The organism is Streptomyces davaonensis JCM 4913 (assembly GCF_000349325.1).
Classification (GTDB): Bacteria; Actinomycetota; Actinomycetes; order Streptomycetales; family Streptomycetaceae; genus Streptomyces; species Streptomyces davaonensis.
Map to the genome: position 1 here is coordinate 4024340 of NC_020504.1, position 21487 is coordinate 4045826.

A 21487-nucleotide genomic window follows, 5' to 3' on the forward strand; every position below is an offset into this window, starting at 1 on the left:
CGGGGTTACGGTCGCCGACATGCCTGCCGACACCGTTTCCGTCACGGGATGGGGCCGCACCGCTCCCACCGCCGCCCGTCTGATCCGTCCCCGGACGTACGAGGAGGCCGCGGCGGCCGTCCGTGAGTGCGGGGCCAGGGGCGGGATCCCGAGAGGCCTGGGGCGTGCGTACGGGGACGCGGCGCAGAACGCCGGCGGAGCCGTGATCGACATGACGGCCCTGGATCGCGTGCACGCCATCGACGTCGACGGCGGCACCGTCCTGTGCGACGCGGGTGTCTCCCTGCACCGCCTGATGCAGGTGCTGCTGCCGCTCGGCTGGTTCGTGCCGGTGACCCCGGGCACCCGCCAGGTGACCGTGGGCGGCGCGATCGGCGCCGACATCCACGGCAAGAACCACCATGTGTCCGGCGCCTTCTCCCGGCACGTCCTCTCCCTCGAACTGCTCACCGCGGACGGCGAGATCCGCACCGTCAGCCCTGGCACCCCCCTGTTCGACGCGACCGCGGGCGGCATGGGCCTGACGGGCGTGATCCTCACCGCCACCCTGCGGCTGCTGCCGGTCGAGACCTCGCTGATGTCGGTGGACACCGAACGAGCAAGCGACCTCGACGACCTGATGGACCGGCTCACCGCCACCGATCACCTCTACCGCTACTCGGTGGCCTGGATCGACCTCCTGGCCCGCGGCGGCGCCACCGGCCGTGCCGTCCTCACGCGGGGCGACCACGCGCCCCTGGACGCGCTCCGCGCAGGCACACGCGCGCGTAGAGACCCGCTGGCCTTCCGCCCCGCCCGGCTCCCGTCCCCGCCCGCCCTGTTCCCCGAGGGCCTGCTCAGCCGCCGCACGGTCGGCCTGTTCAACGAGTTCTGGTACCGCAAGGCCCCCCGCGCGCGTACCGGCGAACTTCAGCGCATCTCCACCTTCTTCCACCCCCTCGACGGCATCCCGCACTGGAACCGCGTCTACGGCCGCGGCGGCTTCGTGCAGTACCAGTTCGTCGTGAGCCACGGCCAGGAGGACGCCCTGCGCCGGATCGTGCGGCGCATCTCCGAGCACCGCTGCCCGTCCTTCCTGGCCGTACTCAAGCGCTTCGGGGACGCCGACCCCGGCTGGCTGTCCTTCCCGGTACCCGGCTGGACGCTGGCCCTGGACATCCCCGCGAACCTCCCCGGCCTCGGTGCCCTCCTCGACGAACTGGACGAGGAGGTGGCCGCGGTCGGCGGGCGCGTCTACCTCGCCAAGGACTCCCGTCTGCGGCCCGAGCTGCTCGCCGCGATGTACCCGCGCGTGGCCGACTTCCGGGCGCTGCGCGCCGAGACCGACCCGCGCGGAGTGTTCACCTCGGACCTGTCACGCCGCCTAGCTCTCTAGCCCCCTCAAGGAGCCGTCATGAAGGACGCCTTCGGCCTCCCCCAGTCCCTGCTCGTCCTCGGCGGCACGTCCGAGATCGCGCTCGCCACCGCCCGCCGGCTGATCACCCGCCGCACCCGCACGGTGTGGCTCGCGGGCCGCCCGACGCCCGCCCTGGAGGAGGCGGCCGAGCACCTGCGCTCCCTGGGCGCCCAGGTGCACACCGTCGCCTTCGATGCGCTCGACACCGAGTCCCACGAGTGGGTCCTCGGCAAGGTCTTCGCCGAGGGCGACATCGATCTCGTCCTGATGGCCTTCGGCGTCCTCGGCGACCAGGCCCACGACGAACGCGAGCCGCTGGCCGCCGTACGCGTCGCCCAGACCAACTACACCGGCGCGGTCTCGGCGGGCCTGATCTGCGCGCGGGCCCTCCAGACCCAGGGCCACGGCTCCCTGGTCGTCCTGTCGTCGGTCGCCGGCGAACGGGCCCGCCGCGCCAACTTCATCTACGGCTCCAGCAAGGCAGGCCTGGACACCTTCGCCCAGGGCCTGGGCGACGCCCTGCACGGCACCGGCGCCCACGTCATGGTCGTACGCCCCGGCTTCGTCCACTCGAAGATGACCGCCGGCATGACGGAAGCCCCCCTGGCAACGACACCGGAGGCGGTGGCGACAGCGATCGAGCTGGGCCTCAGACGCCGCGCGGAGACGGTGTGGGTGCCTGGGACCCTGCGAGTGGTGATGTCGGCACTGCGCCACCTGCCGAGGGCATTGTTCCGGCGCCTGCCGGTGTAGGCACTCTGCGTGCGGCTAGCTCGCCGGAATGGACCCGCGCTCCACGTGGGTCGCCTGCGGAGGCACCACGGCCCCGCCGAAGGCGAACTCCCGCAGCTTGCGCCACACCCCGTCAGCGCCCTGCTCGTACAGCGCGAACCCGGTACAGGGCCACTGCGCCTCGTAATCGGCGAGTTGTTCGAAGGCGCGGTCCATGGCGCCCTCGTCGATGCCATGCGCGACGGTCACATGCGGGTGATACGGGAACTGAAGCTCACGCGCCACAGGCCCGGACGCGTCCCGCACCCGCTTCTGGAGCCACGTACAAGCAGCCCCACCCTCGACGACCTGCACGAAGACAACCGGCGACAGAGGCCGGAACGTACCCGTCCCGGACAACCGCATCGGGAACGGCCGCCCGGACGCCGCGACCTCGACCAGATGGGCCTCGATCGCCGGCAGCAGCGCGCCGTCGACCTCGGTCGGCGGCAGCAGGGTGACATGGGTGGGGATGCCGTGAGCCGCGGCGTCGCCGAAGCCCGCGCGCCGCTCCTGGAGCAGGCTGCCGTGAGGCTCCGGGACCGCGATCGACACGCCGATCGTTACGGTCCCCACGTCATCTCCTGTCGTCGTGACGGTCGGTTCTGTCAGCCGTCGGCTATCGACTGTACGGCCACGGCTGTGCCGTGGGCAGGCGCAACCGTAGTGATGTGCAGCGCTCTGCCCAGTAGTACGTCTGTGCGGTAGTACGCCTCAGTGCTTCGCGGGCAGGAAGCCGACCCTGCCGTAGGCCTGCGCCAGCGTCTCCGCGGCGACGGCCCGCGCCTTCTCCGCGCCCTTGGCCAGGATCGAGTCGAGCGTCTCCGGGTCGTCCAGATACTGCTGGGTCCGCTCCCGGAACGGCGTCACGAACTCGACCATGACCTCGGCGAGGTCGGTCTTGAGCGCACCGTAGCCCTTGCCGTCGTACTTCTGCTCCAGTTCCTCGATTCCCGTGCCCGTGAGGGTCGAGTAGATCGTGAGCAGGTTGCTGACGCCCGGCTTGTTCTCGGCGTCGTAGCGGATGACGGTGTCGGTGTCGGTGACCGCGCTCTTGACCTTCTTCGCGGTGGTCCTGGGCTCGTCGAGGAGGTTGATCAGGCCCTTCGGCGTGGACGCCGACTTGCTCATCTTGATCGACGGGTCCTGAAGGTCGTAGATCTTCGCCGTCTCCTTGAGGATGTACGGCTTGGGGACCGTGAAGGTCGCGCCGAAGCGGCCGTTGAAGCGCTCGGCGAGGTCGCGGGTCAGCTCGATGTGCTGGCGCTGGTCCTCGCCGACGGGGACCTCGTTGGCCTGGTAGAGCAGGATGTCGGCGACCTGGAGGATCGGGTACGTGAACAGGCCGACGGAGGCCCGGTCCGCGCCCTGCTTGGCCGACTTGTCCTTGAACTGGGTCATGCGGGACGCCTCGCCGAAGCCGGTGAGGCAGTTCATGACCCAGGCGAGCTGGGCGTGCTCGGGGACATGGCTCTGGACGAAGAGCGTGCAGCGCTCCGGGTCGAGACCGGCCGCGAGGAGCTGGGCGGCGGCCAGGCGGGTGTTCGCCCGCAGCTCCGCCGGGTCCTGCGGGATCGTGATCGCGTGCAGGTCGACGACCATGTAGAACGCGTCGTGGGTCTCCTGGAGAGCCACCCACTGGCGGACGGCGCCGAGGTAGTTGCCGAGGTGGAACGAGCCTGCGGTGGGCTGGATTCCGGAGAGCACGCGGGGACGGTCAGAGGCCATGCTCACCATTCTCTCAGGTCCGAGGGCCCGATCCGGAACCGATGGCGAACTGGTCGGCAACAGGTGGGAACCGATCCGTCTCTCGCGGTGTAACAAAGGTGTGAGAACGCGGGAGGGGGGCCGCATCGTCGATGAGGCCGCGGTGATCGCCCGGGTACGCGCCGGAGAGCCGGAGGCGTACGCGGAGTTGGTCCGTGCCCATACGGGCATCGCGCTGCGAGCGGCCGCGGCGCTGGGCGCCGGTGCGGACGCGGAGGACGTGGTGCAGCAGGCCTTCGTCAAGGCGTACTGCGCGCTGGGCAGGTTCCGGGACGACTCGGCGTTCCGGCCGTGGCTGCTGTCGATCGTCGCCAATGAGACGAGGAACACAGTGCGTACGGCGGCCCGGCAGCGCACGCTCGCCGGCCGGGAGGCGGCCTTCGTGGAGGCCGAGCCGCTGATACCGGAATCGGCGGACCCGGCGGTGGCCACGCTGCGTACGGAGCGCCGCGCGGCCCTGCTGGCCGCCGTGGAGAAGCTGAGCGAGGAGCACCGTCTGGTCGTCACCTACCGCTATCTGCTGGAGATGGACGAGCCGGAGACGGCCCAGGCGCTGGGCTGGCCCCGGGGGACGGTGAAGTCCCGCCTCAATCGAGCACTGCGCAAGCTCGGCAGACTGCTGCCGGATTTCGAGCCCGGGGAAGGGGGTGAAGAGCATGAGTGAGGAGCACGGCCGTGACGACGGTGGCGGCGGCCCCGGGCTGCCGGAGGAGCTGCGGTCGCTCGGGCGGTCCCTGGACCGGCCCGGCGCGGACGGCCCCGAGACGATGGTCGAGCGGGTGCTGGGGCAGATACTCGCCGAGCGGCTGCCGGTGCCGGTGGCCGAGCCGGCGGGGGCCGGGGCGCGGCTGCGTTCGGCGCGCCGGTGGACCCGGGCGCGCTGGCGTTCGCTGACGGCGGCGCTGTGCGGTCTGCTCACCGTGCTCGTGCTCACTCCTCCGGTGCGGGCGGCGGTCTTCGACTGGTTCGGCTTCGGCGGCGTCGAGGTCCGCTACGACCCGTCGGCCCGTCCGTCGGCGAGCGCCGAGGTGCCTCGCTGTGCGGCCTCGGGGTCGATGTCGCTGGCCCAGGCGGAGCTCCGGGCCGGGTTCGAGCCGGTGGTGCCGGGGGTGCTCGGCGCGCCGGACGCGGTAACGGTGACCGGGCAGCCGAAGGGGCGGTTCCTGGTGAGCCTGTGCTGGGAGGAGTCCGGACGGACGGTACGGCTGGACGAGTTCCGGGCGCGTCTGGACATCGCCTTCACCAAGACCGTGCGGGAACAGCCGAAGTGGATCACTTTGGACTCCGGGGGCGGTACGGCGCAGGAGCCGGCCCTGTGGTTCCCGCGGCCTCATCTGCTGAGCTTCTGGCTGGTGGACGCGGACGGTTCCACCTACACGCACAAGGAGCGGACGGCCGGACCGACGCTGCTGTGGACCCACGGGACGGACGTGGCGGTCGACGAGACGGTCACGCTGCGGCTCGAAGGGGTGGCGTCGAAGGCGCGGGCGGTGGAGATCGCGGAGTCGGTGGAGAGGTCCTCGGATTAGTCGGGCGGGGGTGGGAACCCCGGTGGGTCGGGCGGTGTACCAGAAGTGACACGCGGCTCGCGGACGGGCCGCTCGGCGATCGACTGCTTGGGGGTCGGGATGCGCAGGCGAGGGCTCGGTGGGAGGACCGGAGAGCGTCGACTCACGGCGCTGGCGGGGGCGTTGACGGTGACGCTCGCGATGATCGTGTGGGGTGCGGCGCCCGCTGCGGCCGGAGGGCCCACCAGTGTGTTCCTGGTCTCGCCGGAGACCGGGGAGACGGCGGGGCTGTACTACGCGGACCGGGAGTACGCCCAGCTGGAATCGCTCCTCCAGGCGGGCACCCTCGGCGCGCCGCCCAGGGACGTGATGGCGGACCGACGGGTCACCGTCACCTGGCTCGTCCACGACATCTCTCCCTGGCGGATCGACTCGGTCTTCCCCGTCGCCGGGGGCAAGGACGTCTGGGTGCACCGGTCGATGAACATCACCGAGCCGACCAAGGACAGCTGGCACCGCGCCCCGGACCCCGCCAGGCTTCGCACTCTGCTCGCCGGCCTGGGAGTGCTGGGCAAGCCGGAGGGCGGTGAGGAGCTGTCCGCCTTCTCCCTGCGGGAGATGTATGAGACGGACGGGGCAGGTGGTGGCGCGACGGAGCCGGAGTCCGGGTCCGGGCCCGGGTCCGGGTCCGGGTCGACGGAGGAGGCATCGCCGTCCCGGAGTGTGGCGGCACCGTCGGAGGACGGCACCGACTGGTGGTGGGCTCTGCCGGGCGCGGCGGGCGGGGCTGCTCTGGCGCTGGTCCTGCGGCCCTTTGTGACTCGGGCGCCGTGGGGCGGCGGCCGGGGGCGGGAAGCGGGGCCCCGGCAGGAGCTGCTGGACGTGTAGGTCCGGGGCAGGCGGGGCGGCACTGACGGACGGATCGAATCGCTTCGGATCGACAGGGGAGGTCGAGGGCGGATGAGGGGTCGAAGGGGGCGGGCGGCGGCGCGGCTGGCGCTGCTGGGGCCGGTGTCGGCGGGGCTGGCGCTGTGCGGCGGGGCGCCGGTGGCCGGGGCGGCGGGCGGATCGGGGGCACGGGGGCCCGGCGGGGATGCGCCGGATCTGGCGATGGTGGTCGCCGGCGGTGCCGGGCAGCCGACCGCGGTGCGGTCCGGTGAGCAGCGGTTCGCCCGGCTGTGGCAGTTGCTGGAGCCGATGTACACGGGGACCGAGCGGGTGCCCGAGGCCTGGGTCGAGGGTCGGCATCCACCGGTGCGGATCACGGTGGTGTGGGGGCTGACCGGGATCGGCGGCTGGCCCGAGACCCGTCGGCCGCCGGGCGGGGACGTGGCGATCGAGCGGCAGGACCAGCTGGTCGTCGCCGAGGACGGCACGCCCTGGGTGCGCTCGGATCCGGCGCCGGAGGTGGACGACGACGACATCCGCTGGCACCGGGCGCCGCGCTCGGTCTTCGAGCGCCTGGACCGGACCGGGCTGCTGGGCGGACCGGTGAGCGGCACCGAGGCCGACGGTCGCGGCCCGGCTACGGACGCCGCCTGGTGGGCGATACCGGGCCTGGCCGTGGGTTTCGCGGCCGGTGTCAGCGGCACTGTGGCGATACGCCGCGCGGCGGCCCGGCCGGGAGCCGGACCGCCGCGTGAGGGGCCACGTCAGCAGCTCATCGATCTGTGAGAGTCACCGTTCTTTGACAACTCAACAGGGGACGACTCAACGGGGCGTTGTTCAGCCGAGGTCGATCTCCGGGTAGAGCGGGAACCCGGCCACCAGGTCGGTCGCCCGGCGGGAGATCTCGTCCGCGATCTTCGCGTCGAGGACATGGGCGGCCTTGGAGGGGGCGCCGGACTTGGTGGTGCCGGGCTCCGAGGTGGTGAGAACGCGGTCGATGAGACCGGCGACCTCGTCCATCTCGGCGGTGCCGAGACCACGGGTGGTCAGGGCCGGGGTGCCGATGCGGATGCCGGAGGTGTACCAGGCGCCGTTGGGGTCGGCGGGGATGGCGTTGCGGTTGGTGACGATGCCGGACTCCAGCAGCGCCGCCTCGGCCTGGCGGCCGGTGAGGCCGTAGGAGGTGGCCACGTCGATCAGGTTCAGGTGGTTGTCCGTGCCGCCCGTCACCAGGGTCGCGCCCCGGCGCATCAGGCCCTCGGCGAGGGCGCGGGAGTTGTCGACGATGCGCTGCGCGTAGTCCTGGAAGGAGGGCCGGCGGGCCTCGGCGAGGGCGACGGCCTTGGCGGCCATGACGTGCGGGAGCGGGCCGCCGAGGACCATCGGGCAGCCGCGGTCGACCTGGTCCTTGAGGGAGTCGTCGCACAGGACCATGCCACCGCGCGGGCCGCGCAGCGACTTGTGGGTGGTGGTGGTGACGATCTGGGCATGCGGGACCGGTTCGAAGTCGCCGGTGAGGACCTTGCCCGCGACCAGGCCCGCGAAGTGGGCCATGTCGACCATCAGGGTCGCGCCGACCTCGTCGGCGATCTCCCGCATGATCCGGAAGTTCACCAGCCGGGGGTAGGCGGAGTACCCGGCGACGATGATCAACGGCTTGAACTCGCGGGCGGAGGCGCGCAGGGCCTCGTAGTCCACGAGCCCGGTGACCGGGTCGGTGCCGTAGGAGCGCTGGTCGAACATCTTGCCGGAGATGTTCGGGCGGAAGCCGTGGGTGAGGTGGCCGCCTGCGTCCAGGGACATGCCGAGCATGCGCTGGTTGCCGAAGGCCTGGCGCAGCTCGGCCCAGTCCGCGTCGGAGAGGTCGTTGACCTGGCGGACGCCGGCCTTCTCCAGCGCCGGGGTCTCGACCCGGGCGGCGAGCACCGACCAGAAGGCGACCAGGTTGGCGTCGATACCGGAGTGCGGCTGGACGTAGGCGTGGCGGGCGCCGAAGAGTTCCTTGGCGTGCTCGGCGGCGAGCGACTCGACGGTGTCGACATTACGGCAACCGGCGTAGAAGCGGCGGCCGATGGTGCCCTCGGCGTACTTGTCGCTGAACCAGTTGCCCATCGCCAGCAGGGTGGCCGGGGAGGCGTAGTTCTCGGAGGCGATCAGCTTGAGCATCTCGCGCTGGTCGTGCACCTCCTGGCCGATGGCGTCGGCGACCCGCGGCTCCACGGCGCGGATGACGTCGAGGGCGGCACGGTAGGCGGTGGATTCAGGGGAAAGGGGCTGCTCGGACATGTCGGCCTCCGGACGGTGTGGCGTTCAGCGTTCACGGTTCGGCCCAGGCGCACGGCACACAGTCACAACCAGGCCGCTCCCCGATGGTCGGTCCCATCCCAGCGCGCCAGTCACGGCCCGCTGGTCAGCCTACCGGGCGCGCCGTCGGGTGAAGGTCCCGCGTCCACCATCCGAGCAAGGATAGGAAGGGGGTCCCGCTTGTCTTCCGGTGTCTTTTGGAGGTCCCGTGAGTACTACGGAAACCCTCATCGCCGCGGCCGAGGTGCACGGCGCGCACAATTACGCGCCGCTGCCGGTCGTCGTCGCGTCGGCCGACGGGGCGTGGATGACGGATGTGGAGGGCCGGCGGTATCTGGATCTGCTGGCCGGTTACTCGGCGCTCAACTTCGGGCACCGCAACCGGCGGATCATCGAGGCGGCGAAGGCGCAGCTGGAGCGAGTGACGCTGACGTCGCGGGCGTTCCATCACGACCGGTACGCCGCGTTCTGCGAGCAGCTCGCGCAGTTGTGCGGCATGGAGATGGTGCTGCCGATGAACACGGGCGCGGAGGCGGTGGAGACCGCGGTGAAGACGGCCCGTAAATGGGGGTACCGGGTCAAGGGCGTGCCCGCGGAGATGGCGAAGATCGTGGTCGCCGGCAACAACTTCCACGGCCGGACGACGACCTTGATCAGCTTCTCCACGGACCCGGAGGCGCGGGCGGACTTCGGGCCGTACACGCCGGGGTTCGAGATCGTGCCGTACGGGGATCTGACGGCGATGCGCTCGGCGCTGAGCGAGAACACGGTGGCGGTGCTGCTGGAGCCGATCCAGGGCGAGGCGGGGGTGCTGGTGCCGCCGCAGGGGTATCTCGCGGCGGTGCGGGAGCTGGCCCGGGAGCGGAACGTGCTGTTCGTGGCCGATGAGATCCAGTCGGGGCTCGGGCGGACGGGACGGACGTTCGCCTGTGAGCACGAGGGGGTCGTGCCGGACATGTATGTGCTGGGCAAGGCGCTCGGGGGCGGGGTGGTGCCCGTGTCGGCGGTGGTGTCGTCGGCGGAGGTGCTGGGGGTGTTCCGGCCCGGGGAGCACGGTTCGACGTTCGGCGGGAATCCGCTGGCCTGCGCGGTGGCGCTGGAGGTGATCGCGATGCTGCGGACGGGCGAGTACCAGGCGCGGTCCGCGGAACTGGGTGCGCATCTGCACCGTGAGCTGGCGGTGCTGGCGGATGCCGGGCGGGTCACGGCGGTGCGCGGGCGAGGGCTGTGGGCGGGTGTCGACATCGCCCCGCGGTACGGCACGGGGCGTGCGGTGTCGGAGCGGCTGATGGACCGGGGTGTGCTGGTGAAGGACACGGGCGCGCACAGCTTCAGGGGCACGGGCGGTGCCCCCGGCGCGACGATCCGGATCGCGCCGCCGCTGGTGATCTCGAAGGAGGATCTGGACTGGGGGCTGGCGCAGCTCTCGGCCGTGCTGGAGGGCTAGGCCCTTCCCCTGTCGTCCTAAAGGATCACGTGCGGCAGGAAGCGGGCGTACTCGTCGGTGATCAGGCCGGCCGACTCGCGGATGCCGAGGCCCGCCGACTCGTCCTCGACGACCCAGGCGCCGAGGACGACGCGGTTGCCGTCGAAGTCGGGCAGCGGGGCCAACTCCTGGTAGCAGCAGGGCTCTTCGCGGACGACGGGGTCGGCGCCCGGTTCGTGGACGGTGACGCCCGCGCCTTCGCGGCCCAGGAGCGGCTTGGCGACGTAGCCGGTGGTGCGGGCCAGTTCGCGGGGGCCGTCGAGGTGGGCCGGGAGCAGGTTGGGGTGGCCGGGGTAGAGCTCCCAGAGGATGGCCAGAAGGGCCTTGTTGGACAGGAGCATCTTCCAGGCCGGTTCGATCCACAGGGTGGACCCGGTGCCGCCGCCGTTGTCGAGGGTGTCCAGGACGTGGTCGGCGAAGCGGTCGGTGGTGAGCCACTCCCAGGGGTAGAGCTTGAAGCAACTCCGGATGAAGCGGAGCCGGTTGTCGACGAAACGGCCGGAGAGCCGGTCCCAGCCGATCTCCTCCATGGAGATCCAGTCGGTGTCCAGGCCGGCCTGCTCAGCGGTCTCCTTGAGGTAGGCGACCGTCATGAGGTCCTCGCCGAGTTCGTCGGCGGAGGAGTGCGCGAAGTACAGGGGGCTGCCGGGCGGGAGCAGGGCGGACTGCTTCTTCCAGGCCTCGACCAGGCGTTCGTGGAGGGAGTTCCACTGGTCGGCGCCGGGGAAGCGCTCCTCCATCCAGAACCACTGCGGGGAGGCGGCCTCGACGAGGGAGGTGGGGGTGTCGGCGTTGTACTCCAGGAGCTTCGCCGGGCCGCTGCCGTCGTAGCGCAGGTCGAAGCGGCCGTAGACGGAGGGGAGTTCGGCGCGGCGCTGCCAGGCCTCGGTGACCGCCGCGACCACGCGCGGGTCGGTGATGCCGAGGTCGGCGAAGCGGCCGGAGGTGACGATGTGGTCCGCGGCGCCGAGGCACATGCGGTGGAGTTCCTCGACGACCTCTTCCAGCGCCTCGACCTCCTCCAGGGAGAAGACGTAGTAGGCGCTCTCGTCCCAGTAGGGGCGCAGGGAGTCGTCGGGGTAGCGGGTGAGGGGGTAGATCAACCCCTGTTCCTCGACGGTGTGTTGCCAGTCGGGGCGGGGGGTGATAGCGCGGCGTTCCATGGCAGTCCGTCCGGGGTGGCTCAGCCGCCGCCGCTGCCGGAGCCCGAGCAGCCGAAGCCGCCACGGTCGACGGCCTCGCCGCGGCTGAAGGTGCCGTAGTCGGCGTAGCCGCCGTCGACTTCGGCGTCGTAGTACCAGGCAGCGTCGGTGCCGCCCCTGCCCGAGGTCTTCTTGCCCTTGCCGCTCTTGCCCGAGGAGGAGCCCGAGGAGCCCGACTTGCAGTTCTTGTCGGCTACGACCTTGTAGCCCTCCCAGGTGTAGCTGTCCCGGTCGACGCAGCGGCGGTCGGGCTCGGAGCCGCAGGAGGTCAGGGTCGCCGCGACGACTCCCATTCCGCCGAGCACGACCGTGCTGGACCGCAGTCGTCGCTTCGTCTGAGCCATGTCCCGTCTCTCCCCGTGTCCCTCGGCTGGGCGATCACCTTACGGCAGCACCCTGCACAGGGCTTCGAGGGCCCCCGCCCACGCGTGGTCCGGGGGTGTGGCGTAGCCGACGACCAGGGCGTCGAGGGGTTCGGCCCGCGCCTGTTCGTGGCGGAAGTAGGTGAGGCCGTGCAGGGACAGGCCCTGCCAGTGGGCGGCCTGAACGACGGTCGTCTCGGTGCCGGGCGGCAGGCACAGGACGGCATGCAGTCCGGCGGCGATGCCGGTGACCCGGACGTCCGGGGCGCGTTCGCTGAGGGCGCTGACCAGGGCGTCCCGGCGTCGGCGGTAGCGCAGTCGGGAGGCGCGGACATGGCGGTCGTAGGCGCCGTGGGTGAGGAACTCGGCCAGGGTCAGCTGGTCGAGCACTCCGCAGGTGTCCACGTCGCCCTTGGCCGCTGTCACCGCCTCCACCAGGGCGGGCGGCAGGACCAGCCAGGCAAGGCGCAGGCCGGGGGCGAGGGATTTACTGGCGGTGCCGAGGTAGACGACGTGGTCGGGGTCCAGGCCCTGGAGTGCGCCGACCGGCTGGCGGTCGTAGCGGAACTCGCCGTCGTAGTCGTCCTCCAGGATCAGGCCGCCGGTGCGCCGCGCCCAGTCCACGACGGCCGCGCGCCGGGCGCGGTGCAGGACAGCGCCCATGGGGAACTGGTGGGCGGGGGTGAGCAGTACGGCTCCGGCGTCCAGCAACTGCTCGGGGTCGGTGCCGAGTTCGTCGAAGGGCAGCGGGGTGGTCGCCAGTCCGGTGCCGGCCAGCACCTTGCGGTGATCGGGGAGTCCGTAGGACTCGACGGCAACGGTCCGGGCGCCGCGGGAGCGCAGGACAGTGCCGAGGAGGCGCAGGCCGTGGGCGAACCCGGCGCAGATGACGATGCGTTCGGGGTCGGCGCGGACGCCTCGGGCCCGGGAGAGGTAGCTCGCGAGGGCGGTGCGCAGTTCGATGCGGCCGCGCGGGTCGCCGTAGCCGAGGACGTCGTAGGGGGCCGTGTTCAGGGCGCGGCGGGCCGCCTTGAGCCACTCGGCGCGGGGGAAGGCGGCGAGGTCGGGGGTGCCGGCGGTCAGGTCGTGGGCGGGGCGGTGGCGAGCGCGGGGAGTGGGGGCGGTGGCGGTGGGGGGCGTGGAGCGGCCCTCGGCGACTCGGGTGCCCGAGCCCTGGCGGGCGGTGAGCCAGCCTTCGGCGACGAGGTCGGCGTAGGCGTCGGCGACGGTGTTGCGGGCGATGCCGAGGTCGGTGGCGAGGGAGCGGGAGGACGGCAGCCGGGTGCCGGGGGCGAGCCGGCCGGTGCGGACCGCCTCGCGCAGGGCGTCCGTCAGGCCCCGGCGCAGCCCTGGTCCGGCGGCCGGTTCCAGATGGAGGTCGATGCCCAGGGCCCCTGAAGTGGCCCACATATCTGCCATGGAAATGGACCATACTCCTGGGCCTTTGTCTCCGTAGGGTCGAGGGCATGACGATGACCAGTGATCACACCGCCCCTGCCGAGTACGCCCCGGAGCGCGCGCCCCGGCTGAACTGGGCCGAGCACGTGCCCGACGTCTACAAGGCCATGGTCCGGCTGGACGCGGCCGCGCGGCGGGGCATGGACCCGAAGCTGCTGGAGCTGGTGAAGATCCGCGCCTCGCAGCTCAACCACTGCGCGTTCTGCCTGGACATGCACACCAAGGACGCGCTCGCGGCCGGTGAGAGCGTGGAGCGGATCATCCAGCTCTCCGCCTGGGAGGAGTCGGCGCACTTCTACACCGAGAAGGAGCTGGCGGCGATCGCCCTGACCGAGGCGGTCACGGTGCTCACGGACGGTTTCGTGCCGGACGAGGTGTACGCGAAGGCGGCGGCTCAGTTCGAGGAGGCCGAGCTGGCCCAGTTGCTCGCCGCGATCACGGTGATCAATGCCTGGAACCGCTTCGGTGTGACCTGCCGGATGACGCCGGGCCACTACCAGGCGGGGCAGCGATGACCGACCGGGTCGAGGTGTTCCGGGCGCTGCACCGGCGACCGGCCCAGAACGACCCGCTGATCCTGCCCGGCCCCTGGGACGCGGCGAGCGCGCGGGCCCTGGAGGCGGCCGGGTATCCGGCGCTCGCCACGCCCAGTGCCGGGGTCGCCGCCTCGCTCGGGTACGAGGACGGGCGGACCCCGACCGAGGAGATGTTCGCGGCGGTGGCGCGGATCGTGCGGGCCGTGGACGTGCCGGTGTCGGCGGATGTCGAGGGCGGGTACGGGCTGGCGCCGAAGGAGTTGGTGGAGCGGCTGCTGGAGACGGGGGCCGTGGGCTGCAACCTGGAGGACTCCGAGGCAGGGGTGCTCAAGGACCCGCGGCGGCATGCCGACTGGCTCGCCGAGGTGTGCGCTGCCGCCGGGGGCCGGCTGTTCGTCAACGCGCGCGTGGACACCTTCATCCAGAGTGTCGCGGAGCCTGAACGGGCCATCGAGCGGGCCGCGTTGTACGTCGCCGCGGGGGCGGACTGTGTCTATCCGATCGGCGCCCCCGTCGACGTACTGCCGCTGCTGCGGGCCGGGATCCAGGGGCCGGTCAACGCGATCGCCAAGGTGGGCGAGGGCCCCTCGCCCATGGAGCTGGGTGAGCGAGGGGCCACGCGGATCACGTTCGGACCGTACTTGCAGCGCCGGGCGGCGGAGGGGATCGCCGGGCTGCTGCGGTGACGGTCAGGACAGCCACGAACGCCAGGTGGACTCGTGGCTGTCCACCCACTTCCTCGCCGCCTCCTGGGGGGTCAGTTTCTGGTCGGCGATCATCAGGGACACCTCGTTCTGGTCCTCGGTCGTCCAGCGGAACTTCTTCAGGAAGGCCGCGGCATCGCCGCCGTCCTGGGCGAAGTCGGCGTTGAGGTACTTCTGGAGCGGGGTGTGCGGATAGGCGCAGGCGACCTTCTCCGGGTCCGCGTCGCAGCCCTCCTTGTAGGCGGGGAGCTTCACCTCGGTCAGGGGGACCTTCTTGAACAGCCACTGGGGGGCGTACCAGTAGGTCAGGAAGGGCTTCTGCTCCTTGGCGAACTGCTTGATCTGGGTGATCTGGGCGGCCTCGGAACCGGCGAAGACGACCTGGTAGTCCAGGTTCAGGTTCTTCACCAGGGCCTTGTCGTTGGTGACGTAGGACGGGGAGCCGTCCATCAGCTGGCCCTTGCCGCCGCTCTCGGGGGTGCGGAGCTGGTCGGCGTATTTGTTGAGGTTCTTCCAGTCGGTGACGTCGGGGTGCTGTTTCGCGAAGTACGTCGGGACGTACCAGCCGATGTGGCCGGTGACGCCGAGGTCGCCGCCGTTCACGATCGTCTTCTTGTCCTGGACGTAGCGCTGTTCCTGGTCGGGGTGGCCCCAATCCTCCAGGATCGCGTCGACGCGGCCCTGGCTGAGCGCGTCCCAGGCGGGGACCTCGTCGACCTGGACGGTATCGACGCGGTAGCCGAGTTCGTGCTCCAGCAGGTACTGGGCGACGGCCACGTTGGCCTGTGCGCCCACCCACGACTGGGTGGACAGGGTGACGGTCCGGGCGCCCTGGGCATTCGCGAAGGGCGAGGCCTGCTTGGTCATGTCGGCGGCGCCGCAGCCGGTGAGCAGGAGCAGCGAGCCGAGTGCGGCGGTCGTGGCGATACGGATGCGCATGTCACGCTCCCTTCTTGGTCGGCTGGGTTACCCGGTCGAGCATCAGGCCCAGGCAGACGATCGCGGCGCCCGCGACGAGGCCGGTCGCCAGGTCGCCCTGGGCGAGGCCGAAGACCACGTCGTAGCCGAGCGCGCCACCGCCGACCAGGCCGCCGATGATGACGACGGCGAGGACCAGGACCACGCCCTGGTTGACGGCGAGCAGCAGGGAGCGGCGGGCGAGCGGGAGCTGGACCTGCCACAGCTGCTGGGCGGGGGTGGCGCCGAGGGAACGGGCCGACTCCAGGGCGGCGGGGTCGACCTGGCGCAGGCCCTGTGCGGTGATGCGGACGACGGCGGGCAGCGCGTAGACGACGGCCGCGGCGACCGCGGGGGCGCGGCCGACGCCGAACAGGGCGACGACCGGGATCAGGTAGACGAACTGCGGCATCGTCTGGAAGACGTCCAGCACCGGGCGCAGCAGGCGCTCCACCCGATCGCTGCGGGCCGCGGCGATACCGGTCGCAAAGCCCAGGACCAGGGTGACGGCGACGGCGGCGAGGACCTGGGACAGGGTGTCCAGGGACGGCTCCCACACGCCGAGGACGCCGATCGCGGCCATGGCGAGGGTCGCGGTGAGAGCGGTGCGCCAGGTGCCGATCAGCCAGGCGAGGGCGGCGACCACGAGCAGCACGGCCCACCAGGGCAGCCATTGGAGGCCGTCGCGTACGGGGTCCAGGACCCAGGTGGTGAAGCGGCCGGCCCATTCGGCGGTGCCGCCGACGACGGGGACGCCGGAGTAGAGGTGGGCGGTCATCCAGTCGACGGCGCGGTTGACCGGCTCGGCGATGTTCAGCACCCAGGCGTCGGGCCAGTCGAGCCGGTCCATGAGACGTCCGGCCACGGCCACGGCGAGGGCGGCGACCAGGGCGTACGCCCAGCCTGCGCGGCTGGTGTGCTCCGAGCCGTCGGTCCCGGCGCCCGCGGCTGCGGTGACGCGGTCCAGGACGACCGCCAGCAGCACGATCGGAATGCCGGCCGCCAGGGCGGCGCCCACGTCGACTGAGGCGAGCGCCTGGTAGACGCGGTCACCGAGGCCGCCTGCGCCGATGACCGAGGCGATGACGGCCATGGAGAGGGCCATCATGATCGTCTGGTTGACGCCGAGGAGGAGTTCCTTGCGGGCCAGCGGGATCCGGGCGGTCAGCAGCCGCTGGCGGGCGGTGGCGCCGAGGGAGTCCACCGCCTCCAGGACCTCCTTGTCGGCGCCGCGCAGGCCCAGGGCGGTGAGGCGGGCCATGGGCGGGGCGGCGTAGACGACGGTGGCCAGGACGGCGGCGGGGACGCCGATGCCGAAGATCAGGACGACCGGGAGGAGGTAGGCGAAGGCGGGGAGGACCTGCATGGTGTCCAGGACCGGGCGCAGGGCTCGGTCCAGGCGGTCGGAGAGGCCCGCGGCGAGGCCCAGGAGTGCGCCGACCGCGACCGAGGCGACGACGGCGACCACCATCAGGGCGAGGGTCTGCATCGTCGGGACCCACATGCCGAGGGCGCCGCACGTCAGGAACGCGGCGGCGGTGCCGAGGGCGAGCCTGGCTCCGGCCACGCGCCAGGCGATCAGGGCGGCGAAGGCGGTGGTGCCGGCCCAGCCCGCGGCGAGGAGCAGCAGGTAGACGGCGCGTACGGCCAGGACGACCGCGTTGCTGACGTGGCCGAGGAAGTACAGGAACAGGGGGTGGCTGTCCCGGTTGTCGATGATCCAGGTGCTGGTGTCGGTGAGGGGGGTGGTGAGGTCGACGGTGAGGGCGGTCGGCCAGGTGCCGCTGGCCCAGCGGGCGTGGGCGAGGGGGACGAGGACTGCGGCGGCGAGGGCCAGGGCGAGGAGTTTGCGTCCGGGTACGGCTCTCAGTACGCCGGATATCCCCGCGCGAGGGGCTGTTGCTGTGACGGTGGCCATCACACCAGCTCCTCGCTGGTGTCGGCGGAGGGTGGGGTCGCTTCCCCGCGCTGGCGGGGTGCCGCTACGCCCACCCGTGCCGCGTCAGTCACGTTCGCGATGACGCCCAGCAATGCCTCCGAGTCCACCACTCCCACGCACCGGCCCTCGTCCACGACCCGGGCCGGAGCGCCCGCTCGGGCCACCGCCTCGATCGCTTCCGAGACCGTCGCGGTCGGGGGTACCGCCGGGCCGTTGCCCGCTTCCTCCGCCGTGGCGGGGCGCATCGCCGTGCGGACTGTGATGACCTGTTCGCGGGGGACGTCGCGGATGAATTCGCGGACGTAGTCGTTGGCCGGGGAGGCCACTATCTCCTCGGGGGTGCCCAACTGCACGACCGCGCCGTCGCGCATCAGGGCGATGCGGTCGCCCAGTTTCAGGGCCTCGCTCAGGTCGTGGGTGATGAAGACCATCGTGCGGCCCTCCTCGCGGTGCAGGCGGACCACTTCCTCCTGCATGTCCCGGCGGATCAGCGGGTCCAGGGCGCTGAAGGGCTCGTCGAAGAGCAGCACCTCGGGGTCGACGGCCAACGCCCGTGCGAGGCCGACGCGTTGGCGCTGGCCGCCCGAGAGCTGACTCGGCCTCCGGTGCTCCATGCCCTCCAGGCCGACCTTCGCTACGACCTCGGCGGCACGCTTACGGCGTTCCGGGCGGCCCACGCCCTGGATCTCCAGGCCGTACGCCACGTTGTCGAGGACCGTGCGGTGCGGGAGGAGGCCGAAGTGCTGGAAGACCATCGCGGCGCGGTGGCGGCGCAGTTCGCGCAGCCGGGACTTGTCCATCGCGCGGACGTCCTCGCCGTCGATGGCGATGGTGCCGGACGTCGGCTCGATCAGCCGGGTGAGGCAGCGGACCAGGGTGGACTTGCCCGAGCCGGACAGGCCCATGACCACGAAGACCTCGCCCTTGCGGACGTCGAAGGAGACGTCCCGGACCGCGGCCGTGCAGCCGGTGCGGGCGCGCAGGTCGGCGGGCGGGAGGGCGGCGAGTTCGGGGTCCGTGGGAACCCGGGACGCCTTGGTGCCGCTGGGGCCGAAGACCTTCCACAGGCCGTTCACGGAGAACACGGGGGTACTCATCACGCGTCACCACCAATCAGGTCGACCGCTCGTTCCCCGACCATGAGCACGCCGATCATCGGGTTCACCGCCGTCATGGTCGGGAAGACGGAGGCGTCGGCAATACGGATTCCTTCAAGGCCGCGGATCCGCAACTGGGGGTCCACCACAGCGAGTTCGTCGTCCGCCGCGCCCATGCGGCAGGTGCCCGCCGGGTGGTACACGGTGTGCGCGACCTTGCGGGCGTACTCGCTCAGCTCGGCGTCGCCGACGACCTCGGGACCCGGGCACACCTCCCGCTTGAGCCAGCCCGCGAGCGGCTCGGCCTGGGCGATCTCGCGGGCGATGCGGATGCCGTCGACCAGCGTCTGCCCGTCGTAGTCGTCCTCGTCGGTGAAGTACCGGAAGTCCAGGGCGGGCTTGACCGAGGGGTCCGGGCTGGTCAGGTACAGGCGGCCGCGGGACTTCGGCTTGGGGATGTTGGGCGTCATCGAGACGCCGAACTCCGGGCGTTCGTAGCCAAGGCGCTCCGGGTTGTCGGCGAAGGGGATCTGGTAGAAGTGGAACATCAGGTCGGGGCCCGCGTGTTCGGGGTCGCGCCGTACGAACAGGCCCGCGTCGGAGTCCATCGCGGAGTTCTCGGGGATGGGGCCGTGCGTCTCCCAGACGATCACCGACTCGGGGTGGTCGAGGAGGTTCTCGCCGACGCCCGGCAGGTCGAGTGCGACGGGGATGCCGAGCGCCTCCAGGTCCTCGCGGGGGCCGATGCCGGAGTGCAGCAGCAACCGGGGCGAGTCGACGGCGCCCGCGCACAGCAGCACCTCGTTGCGGGCGCGGACCAGGAACTCCTCGCCGTCCTTGGCGCGTACGCGCACCCCTTCGGCGCGGGTGCCGTTGAGCTCCAGCCGGTACGCCCAGGTCTCCAGCAGGATCGTGAGGTTCGGGCGCTCGTCCATCACCGGGTGCAGATAGGCCACCGAGGCGGAGGACCGCTTGTTGTTCTCCGGGTGGTAGGCGAGGTCGAAGAAGCCGGCGCCCTCGGTGAACGGCTTCTTGTTGAAGCCCTCCACGCGCGGGACGTCGAGCGCCTTCTGCGCGGCGTCGACGAAGTCGCGGGCGATGGCGTTCCGGTCCTTCTCGTCGACCGGGACGATGTTGTTCAGCAGCCGGGCGTAGTACGCCTCCATCGGCACCGCGCCCCAGCCCTTGGCGCCGGCCTCCTCCCACTCGTCCCAGTCGGACGGCAGCGGCTTGAAGGCGATGAGGGTGTTGTGGGAGGAGCAGCCGCCGAGGACGCGGGCGCGGCTGTGCCGGATGTGGGAGTTGCCGCGCGGCTGTTCGGTGGTGGGGTAGTCGTAGTCCAGTTCGCCGCCGAGCAGGCCCATCCAGCGGCGCAGGGTCAGTACGTCGTCGCGGCCGACGTCGCTCGGGCCGCCCTCGATGACGGCGACGGTGACGTCCGGGTTCTCGGTCAGCCGGGAGGCGATGACGGAGCCTGCCGTGCCGCCGCCGATGACGACGTAGTCGTAGACATGGGTGTTCTCAGGCATGGGGTTGGTGCTCCAGGAAGATCCGGAAGAAGCGGGGAGGGCGGGTGAGTTCAGCCGGCGAACCAGCGGACCGGCTTCGGCGCGAGGTTCTGGTAGACGTGCTTGCTCTCGCGGTACTCGGCGAGTCCGGCGGGGCCCAGTTCGCGGCCGACGCCGCTCTTGCCGAAGCCGCCCCACTCCGCCTGCGGGAGGTAGGGGTGGAAGTCGTTGATCCAGACGGTGCCGTGGCGCAGCCGTCCGGCCACCCGGCGGGCGCGGCCCGCGTCGGCGGTCCAGACGGCGCCCGCGAGGCCGTACTCGGTGTCATTGGCGAGCGCGACGGCCTCGTCCTCGGTGCGGAAGGTCTCGACGGTGAGGACGGGGCCGAAGACCTCCTCGCGTACGACCCTCATCTCGCGGTGGCAGGCGTCGAGGACGGTCGGCTCGTAGAAGTAGCCGTCGCCCAGGCCCTCGGGGCGCTTCCCGCCGGTGCGCAGGACGGCTCCTTCGGCCAGCGCGGAGGCGACGTAGGACTCGGTCTTCGCGCGCTGCTGCTCGGAGACGAGGGGGCCGCACTCGACGCCGGCGTCGGTGCCGCGGCCGAGGCGGATCTTCGCGGCCCGGTGGGCGAGTTCGGCGACGAAGCGCTCGCGGATCGACTCCTCGACGATGAGGCGGGAGCCTGCCGAGCAGACCTGGCCGCTGTGGATGAAGGCAGCGTTGAGGGCTTGGTCCACGGCCGTGTCGAAGCCCGCTTCCGTGGCGCAGGCGTCCGCGAAGACGACGTTGGGGTTCTTGCCGCCGAGTTCGAGGGCGACCTTCTTCACCGAAGGGGCCGCCGCCTGCGCGACCTTGACGCCGCTGGCCAGTCCGCCGGTGAAGGAGACGAGGTCGACGTCGGGGTGCTCGGCGAGCCGGGCGCCGACCGAATGGCCCGGCCCCGTAACGATGTTCGCGACGCCGGACGGCAGGCCCGCCTCGGTCAGCAGGTCGATCAGCGCGATCGTCGTCAGCGGGGTGATCTCGCTCGGCTTGACGACGAAGGTGTTGCCCGCGGCGAGCGCGGGGGCGATCTTCCAACTGGCTTGGAGGAGGGGGTAGTTCCAGGGGGTGATCAGGGCGCAGACGCCGACCGGCTCGTGCACGACGACGCTGTGGATGTCGGACGAGCCCGCGTCCACCACCCGGCCGGGGGCCTCGGCGGCGACGAGGTCGGCGAAGTAGCGGAAGGCGTCGGCGACACAGTCGATGTCGACGCGGCCCTCCTCCAGGGTCTTGCCCGCGTCGCGGCTCTCCAGCAGGCCGAGTTCCTCGCGGTCGCGCACCAGGAGGTCGGCGACGCGGCGCAGCAGTGCGGCGCGCTCGGTGACCGGGGTGTGCGGCCAGTCGCCCTCGTGGAATGCGCGGCGGGCGGCCTCGACCGCCAGGTCGGTGTCCTTCTCGTCACCCTCGGCGACCACGGCGAAGGGCCGGGCGTCCGCTGGGTCGATGATGTCGCGGGTGGCTCCGGAGATCGCGTCCCGCCACTCGCCGTCGACATGGATCGTCCGTCGTTCGTGCTGCCTTGCCATGATCGGTATTGCCTTCCGTTCCTGTTCCGATCC

20 protein-coding genes and 1 riboswitch are annotated in these 21487 nt (G+C 71.7%); of the genes, 9 read left to right on the top strand and 11 right to left on the bottom strand.

The window, feature by feature from the left end; all coding sequences use genetic code 11:
* The first annotated feature begins 19 nt into the window (after positions 1-19).
* Together BN159_RS17435 and BN159_RS17440 are read left to right on the top strand one after the other, a co-directional pair.
* On the top strand, positions 20-1375 hold the full coding sequence (locus BN159_RS17435; protein WP_015658322.1) for an FAD-binding oxidoreductase: 1356 nt from the start codon (positions 20-22) through the stop codon (positions 1373-1375).
* An 18-nt stretch (positions 1376-1393) separates the two neighbouring features.
* Positions 1394-2149: a decaprenylphospho-beta-D-erythro-pentofuranosid-2-ulose 2-reductase gene (locus tag BN159_RS17440; protein ID WP_015658323.1), complete on the top strand. Its 756-nt coding sequence runs from the start codon at positions 1394-1396 to the stop codon at positions 2147-2149.
* A gap of 15 nt (positions 2150-2164) precedes the next feature.
* Here the strand turns inward: BN159_RS17440 and BN159_RS17445 are convergent, their stop codons facing one another.
* Both BN159_RS17445 and trpS read right to left on the bottom strand, forming a co-directional pair.
* Positions 2165-2743 carry a 2'-5' RNA ligase family protein gene (locus BN159_RS17445; protein ID WP_015658324.1) on the bottom strand — a complete coding sequence of 193 codons (579 nt, stop codon included), beginning with the start codon at positions 2741-2743 and terminating at the stop codon, positions 2165-2167.
* A gap of 138 nt (positions 2744-2881) precedes the next feature.
* Positions 2882-3895, bottom strand: a complete 1014-nt coding sequence (trpS, locus tag BN159_RS17450; RefSeq protein WP_015658325.1) for a tryptophan--tRNA ligase — start codon at positions 3893-3895, stop codon at positions 2882-2884.
* A 100-nt stretch (positions 3896-3995) separates the two neighbouring features.
* Here trpS and BN159_RS17455 point away from each other — a divergent pair, with 100 nt between their 5' ends.
* From BN159_RS17455 to BN159_RS17470, 4 genes are all read left to right on the top strand, one after another.
* Positions 3996-4598 (top strand): RNA polymerase sigma factor, encoded by a 603-nt coding sequence (locus BN159_RS17455; protein ID WP_193384284.1) that lies wholly within the window; start codon positions 3996-3998, stop codon positions 4596-4598.
* Complete coding sequence (locus BN159_RS17460; protein WP_015658327.1) at positions 4591-5463, top strand: hypothetical protein; 873 nt, start codon at positions 4591-4593, stop codon at positions 5461-5463. The genes BN159_RS17455 and BN159_RS17460 overlap by 8 nt, the downstream gene beginning before the upstream one ends.
* A gap of 168 nt (positions 5464-5631) precedes the next feature.
* The gene (locus BN159_RS17465; protein WP_041821437.1) at positions 5632-6330 is read left to right on the top strand and encodes a hypothetical protein; all 699 of its coding nucleotides are present in this window, start codon (positions 5632-5634) and stop codon (positions 6328-6330) included.
* Positions 6331-6402: 72 nt separating this feature from the next.
* Positions 6403-7116, top strand: coding sequence for a hypothetical protein (locus tag BN159_RS17470; RefSeq protein ID WP_015658329.1), 714 nt, complete (start codon positions 6403-6405; stop codon positions 7114-7116).
* Between the two features lie 51 nt (positions 7117-7167).
* On the opposite strand, the gene BN159_RS17475 is transcribed toward BN159_RS17470, so the two are convergent.
* The gene (locus BN159_RS17475) at positions 7168-8616 is read right to left on the bottom strand and encodes a glycine hydroxymethyltransferase (RefSeq protein WP_015658330.1); all 1449 of its coding nucleotides are present in this window, start codon (positions 8614-8616) and stop codon (positions 7168-7170) included.
* A 34-nt stretch (positions 8617-8650) separates the two neighbouring features.
* Positions 8651-8740, bottom strand: a riboswitch (ZMP/ZTP riboswitch).
* Between the two features lie 102 nt (positions 8741-8842).
* Between BN159_RS17475 and rocD the strand changes: the two genes are divergently transcribed.
* Positions 8843-10081, top strand: coding sequence for an ornithine--oxo-acid transaminase (rocD, locus tag BN159_RS17480; RefSeq protein WP_015658331.1), 1239 nt, complete (start codon positions 8843-8845; stop codon positions 10079-10081).
* Positions 10082-10098: 17 nt separating this feature from the next.
* On the opposite strand, the gene BN159_RS17485 is transcribed toward rocD, so the two are convergent.
* From BN159_RS17485 to pdxR, 3 genes are read right to left on the bottom strand one after another with little or no spacing between them, the layout of a single operon-like run.
* Positions 10099-11283 (bottom strand): glutathionylspermidine synthase family protein, encoded by a 1185-nt coding sequence (locus BN159_RS17485; protein ID WP_015658332.1) that lies wholly within the window; start codon positions 11281-11283, stop codon positions 10099-10101.
* Positions 11284-11303: 20 nt separating this feature from the next.
* Positions 11304-11666, bottom strand: coding sequence for a hypothetical protein (locus BN159_RS17490; RefSeq protein ID WP_015658333.1), 363 nt, complete (start codon positions 11664-11666; stop codon positions 11304-11306).
* Positions 11667-11705: 39 nt separating this feature from the next.
* On the bottom strand, positions 11706-13103 hold the full coding sequence (gene pdxR, locus BN159_RS17495; protein WP_015658334.1) for a MocR-like pyridoxine biosynthesis transcription factor PdxR: 1398 nt from the start codon (positions 13101-13103) through the stop codon (positions 11706-11708).
* Positions 13104-13156: 53 nt separating this feature from the next.
* Here pdxR and BN159_RS17500 point away from each other — a divergent pair, with 53 nt between their 5' ends.
* A complete protein-coding gene (locus tag BN159_RS17500; protein ID WP_015658335.1) occupies positions 13157-13657 on the top strand; it encodes a carboxymuconolactone decarboxylase family protein in 501 nt (166 codons plus the stop codon).
* The gene (locus tag BN159_RS17505; RefSeq protein WP_015658336.1) at positions 13654-14364 is read left to right on the top strand and encodes an isocitrate lyase/PEP mutase family protein; all 711 of its coding nucleotides are present in this window, start codon (positions 13654-13656) and stop codon (positions 14362-14364) included. Before BN159_RS17500 ends, BN159_RS17505 begins: the two co-directional genes overlap by 4 nt.
* A gap of 3 nt (positions 14365-14367) precedes the next feature.
* On the opposite strand, the gene BN159_RS17510 is transcribed toward BN159_RS17505, so the two are convergent.
* Genes BN159_RS17510 through BN159_RS17530 form a run of 5 tightly spaced genes read right to left on the bottom strand, consistent with a single transcriptional unit; the run spans position 14368 to position 21454 of the window.
* Positions 14368-15321 carry an ABC transporter substrate-binding protein gene (locus BN159_RS17510; RefSeq protein WP_015658337.1) on the bottom strand — a complete coding sequence of 318 codons (954 nt, stop codon included), beginning with the start codon at positions 15319-15321 and terminating at the stop codon, positions 14368-14370.
* A gap of 1 nt (position 15322) precedes the next feature.
* Positions 15323-17257, bottom strand: a complete 1935-nt coding sequence (locus BN159_RS17515; RefSeq protein WP_015658338.1) for an ABC transporter permease — start codon at positions 17255-17257, stop codon at positions 15323-15325.
* On the bottom strand, positions 17257-18375 hold the full coding sequence (locus BN159_RS17520) for a quaternary amine ABC transporter ATP-binding protein (protein ID WP_015658339.1): 1119 nt from the start codon (positions 18373-18375) through the stop codon (positions 17257-17259). The genes BN159_RS17515 and BN159_RS17520 overlap by 1 nt, the downstream gene beginning before the upstream one ends.
* The gene (locus BN159_RS17525; protein WP_015658340.1) at positions 18375-19904 is read right to left on the bottom strand and encodes a GMC family oxidoreductase; all 1530 of its coding nucleotides are present in this window, start codon (positions 19902-19904) and stop codon (positions 18375-18377) included. Before BN159_RS17525 ends, BN159_RS17520 begins: the two co-directional genes overlap by 1 nt.
* A gap of 50 nt (positions 19905-19954) precedes the next feature.
* Positions 19955-21454: an aldehyde dehydrogenase family protein gene (locus tag BN159_RS17530; RefSeq protein WP_015658341.1), complete on the bottom strand. Its 1500-nt coding sequence runs from the start codon at positions 21452-21454 to the stop codon at positions 19955-19957.
* Positions 21455-21487 lie beyond the last annotated feature (33 nt).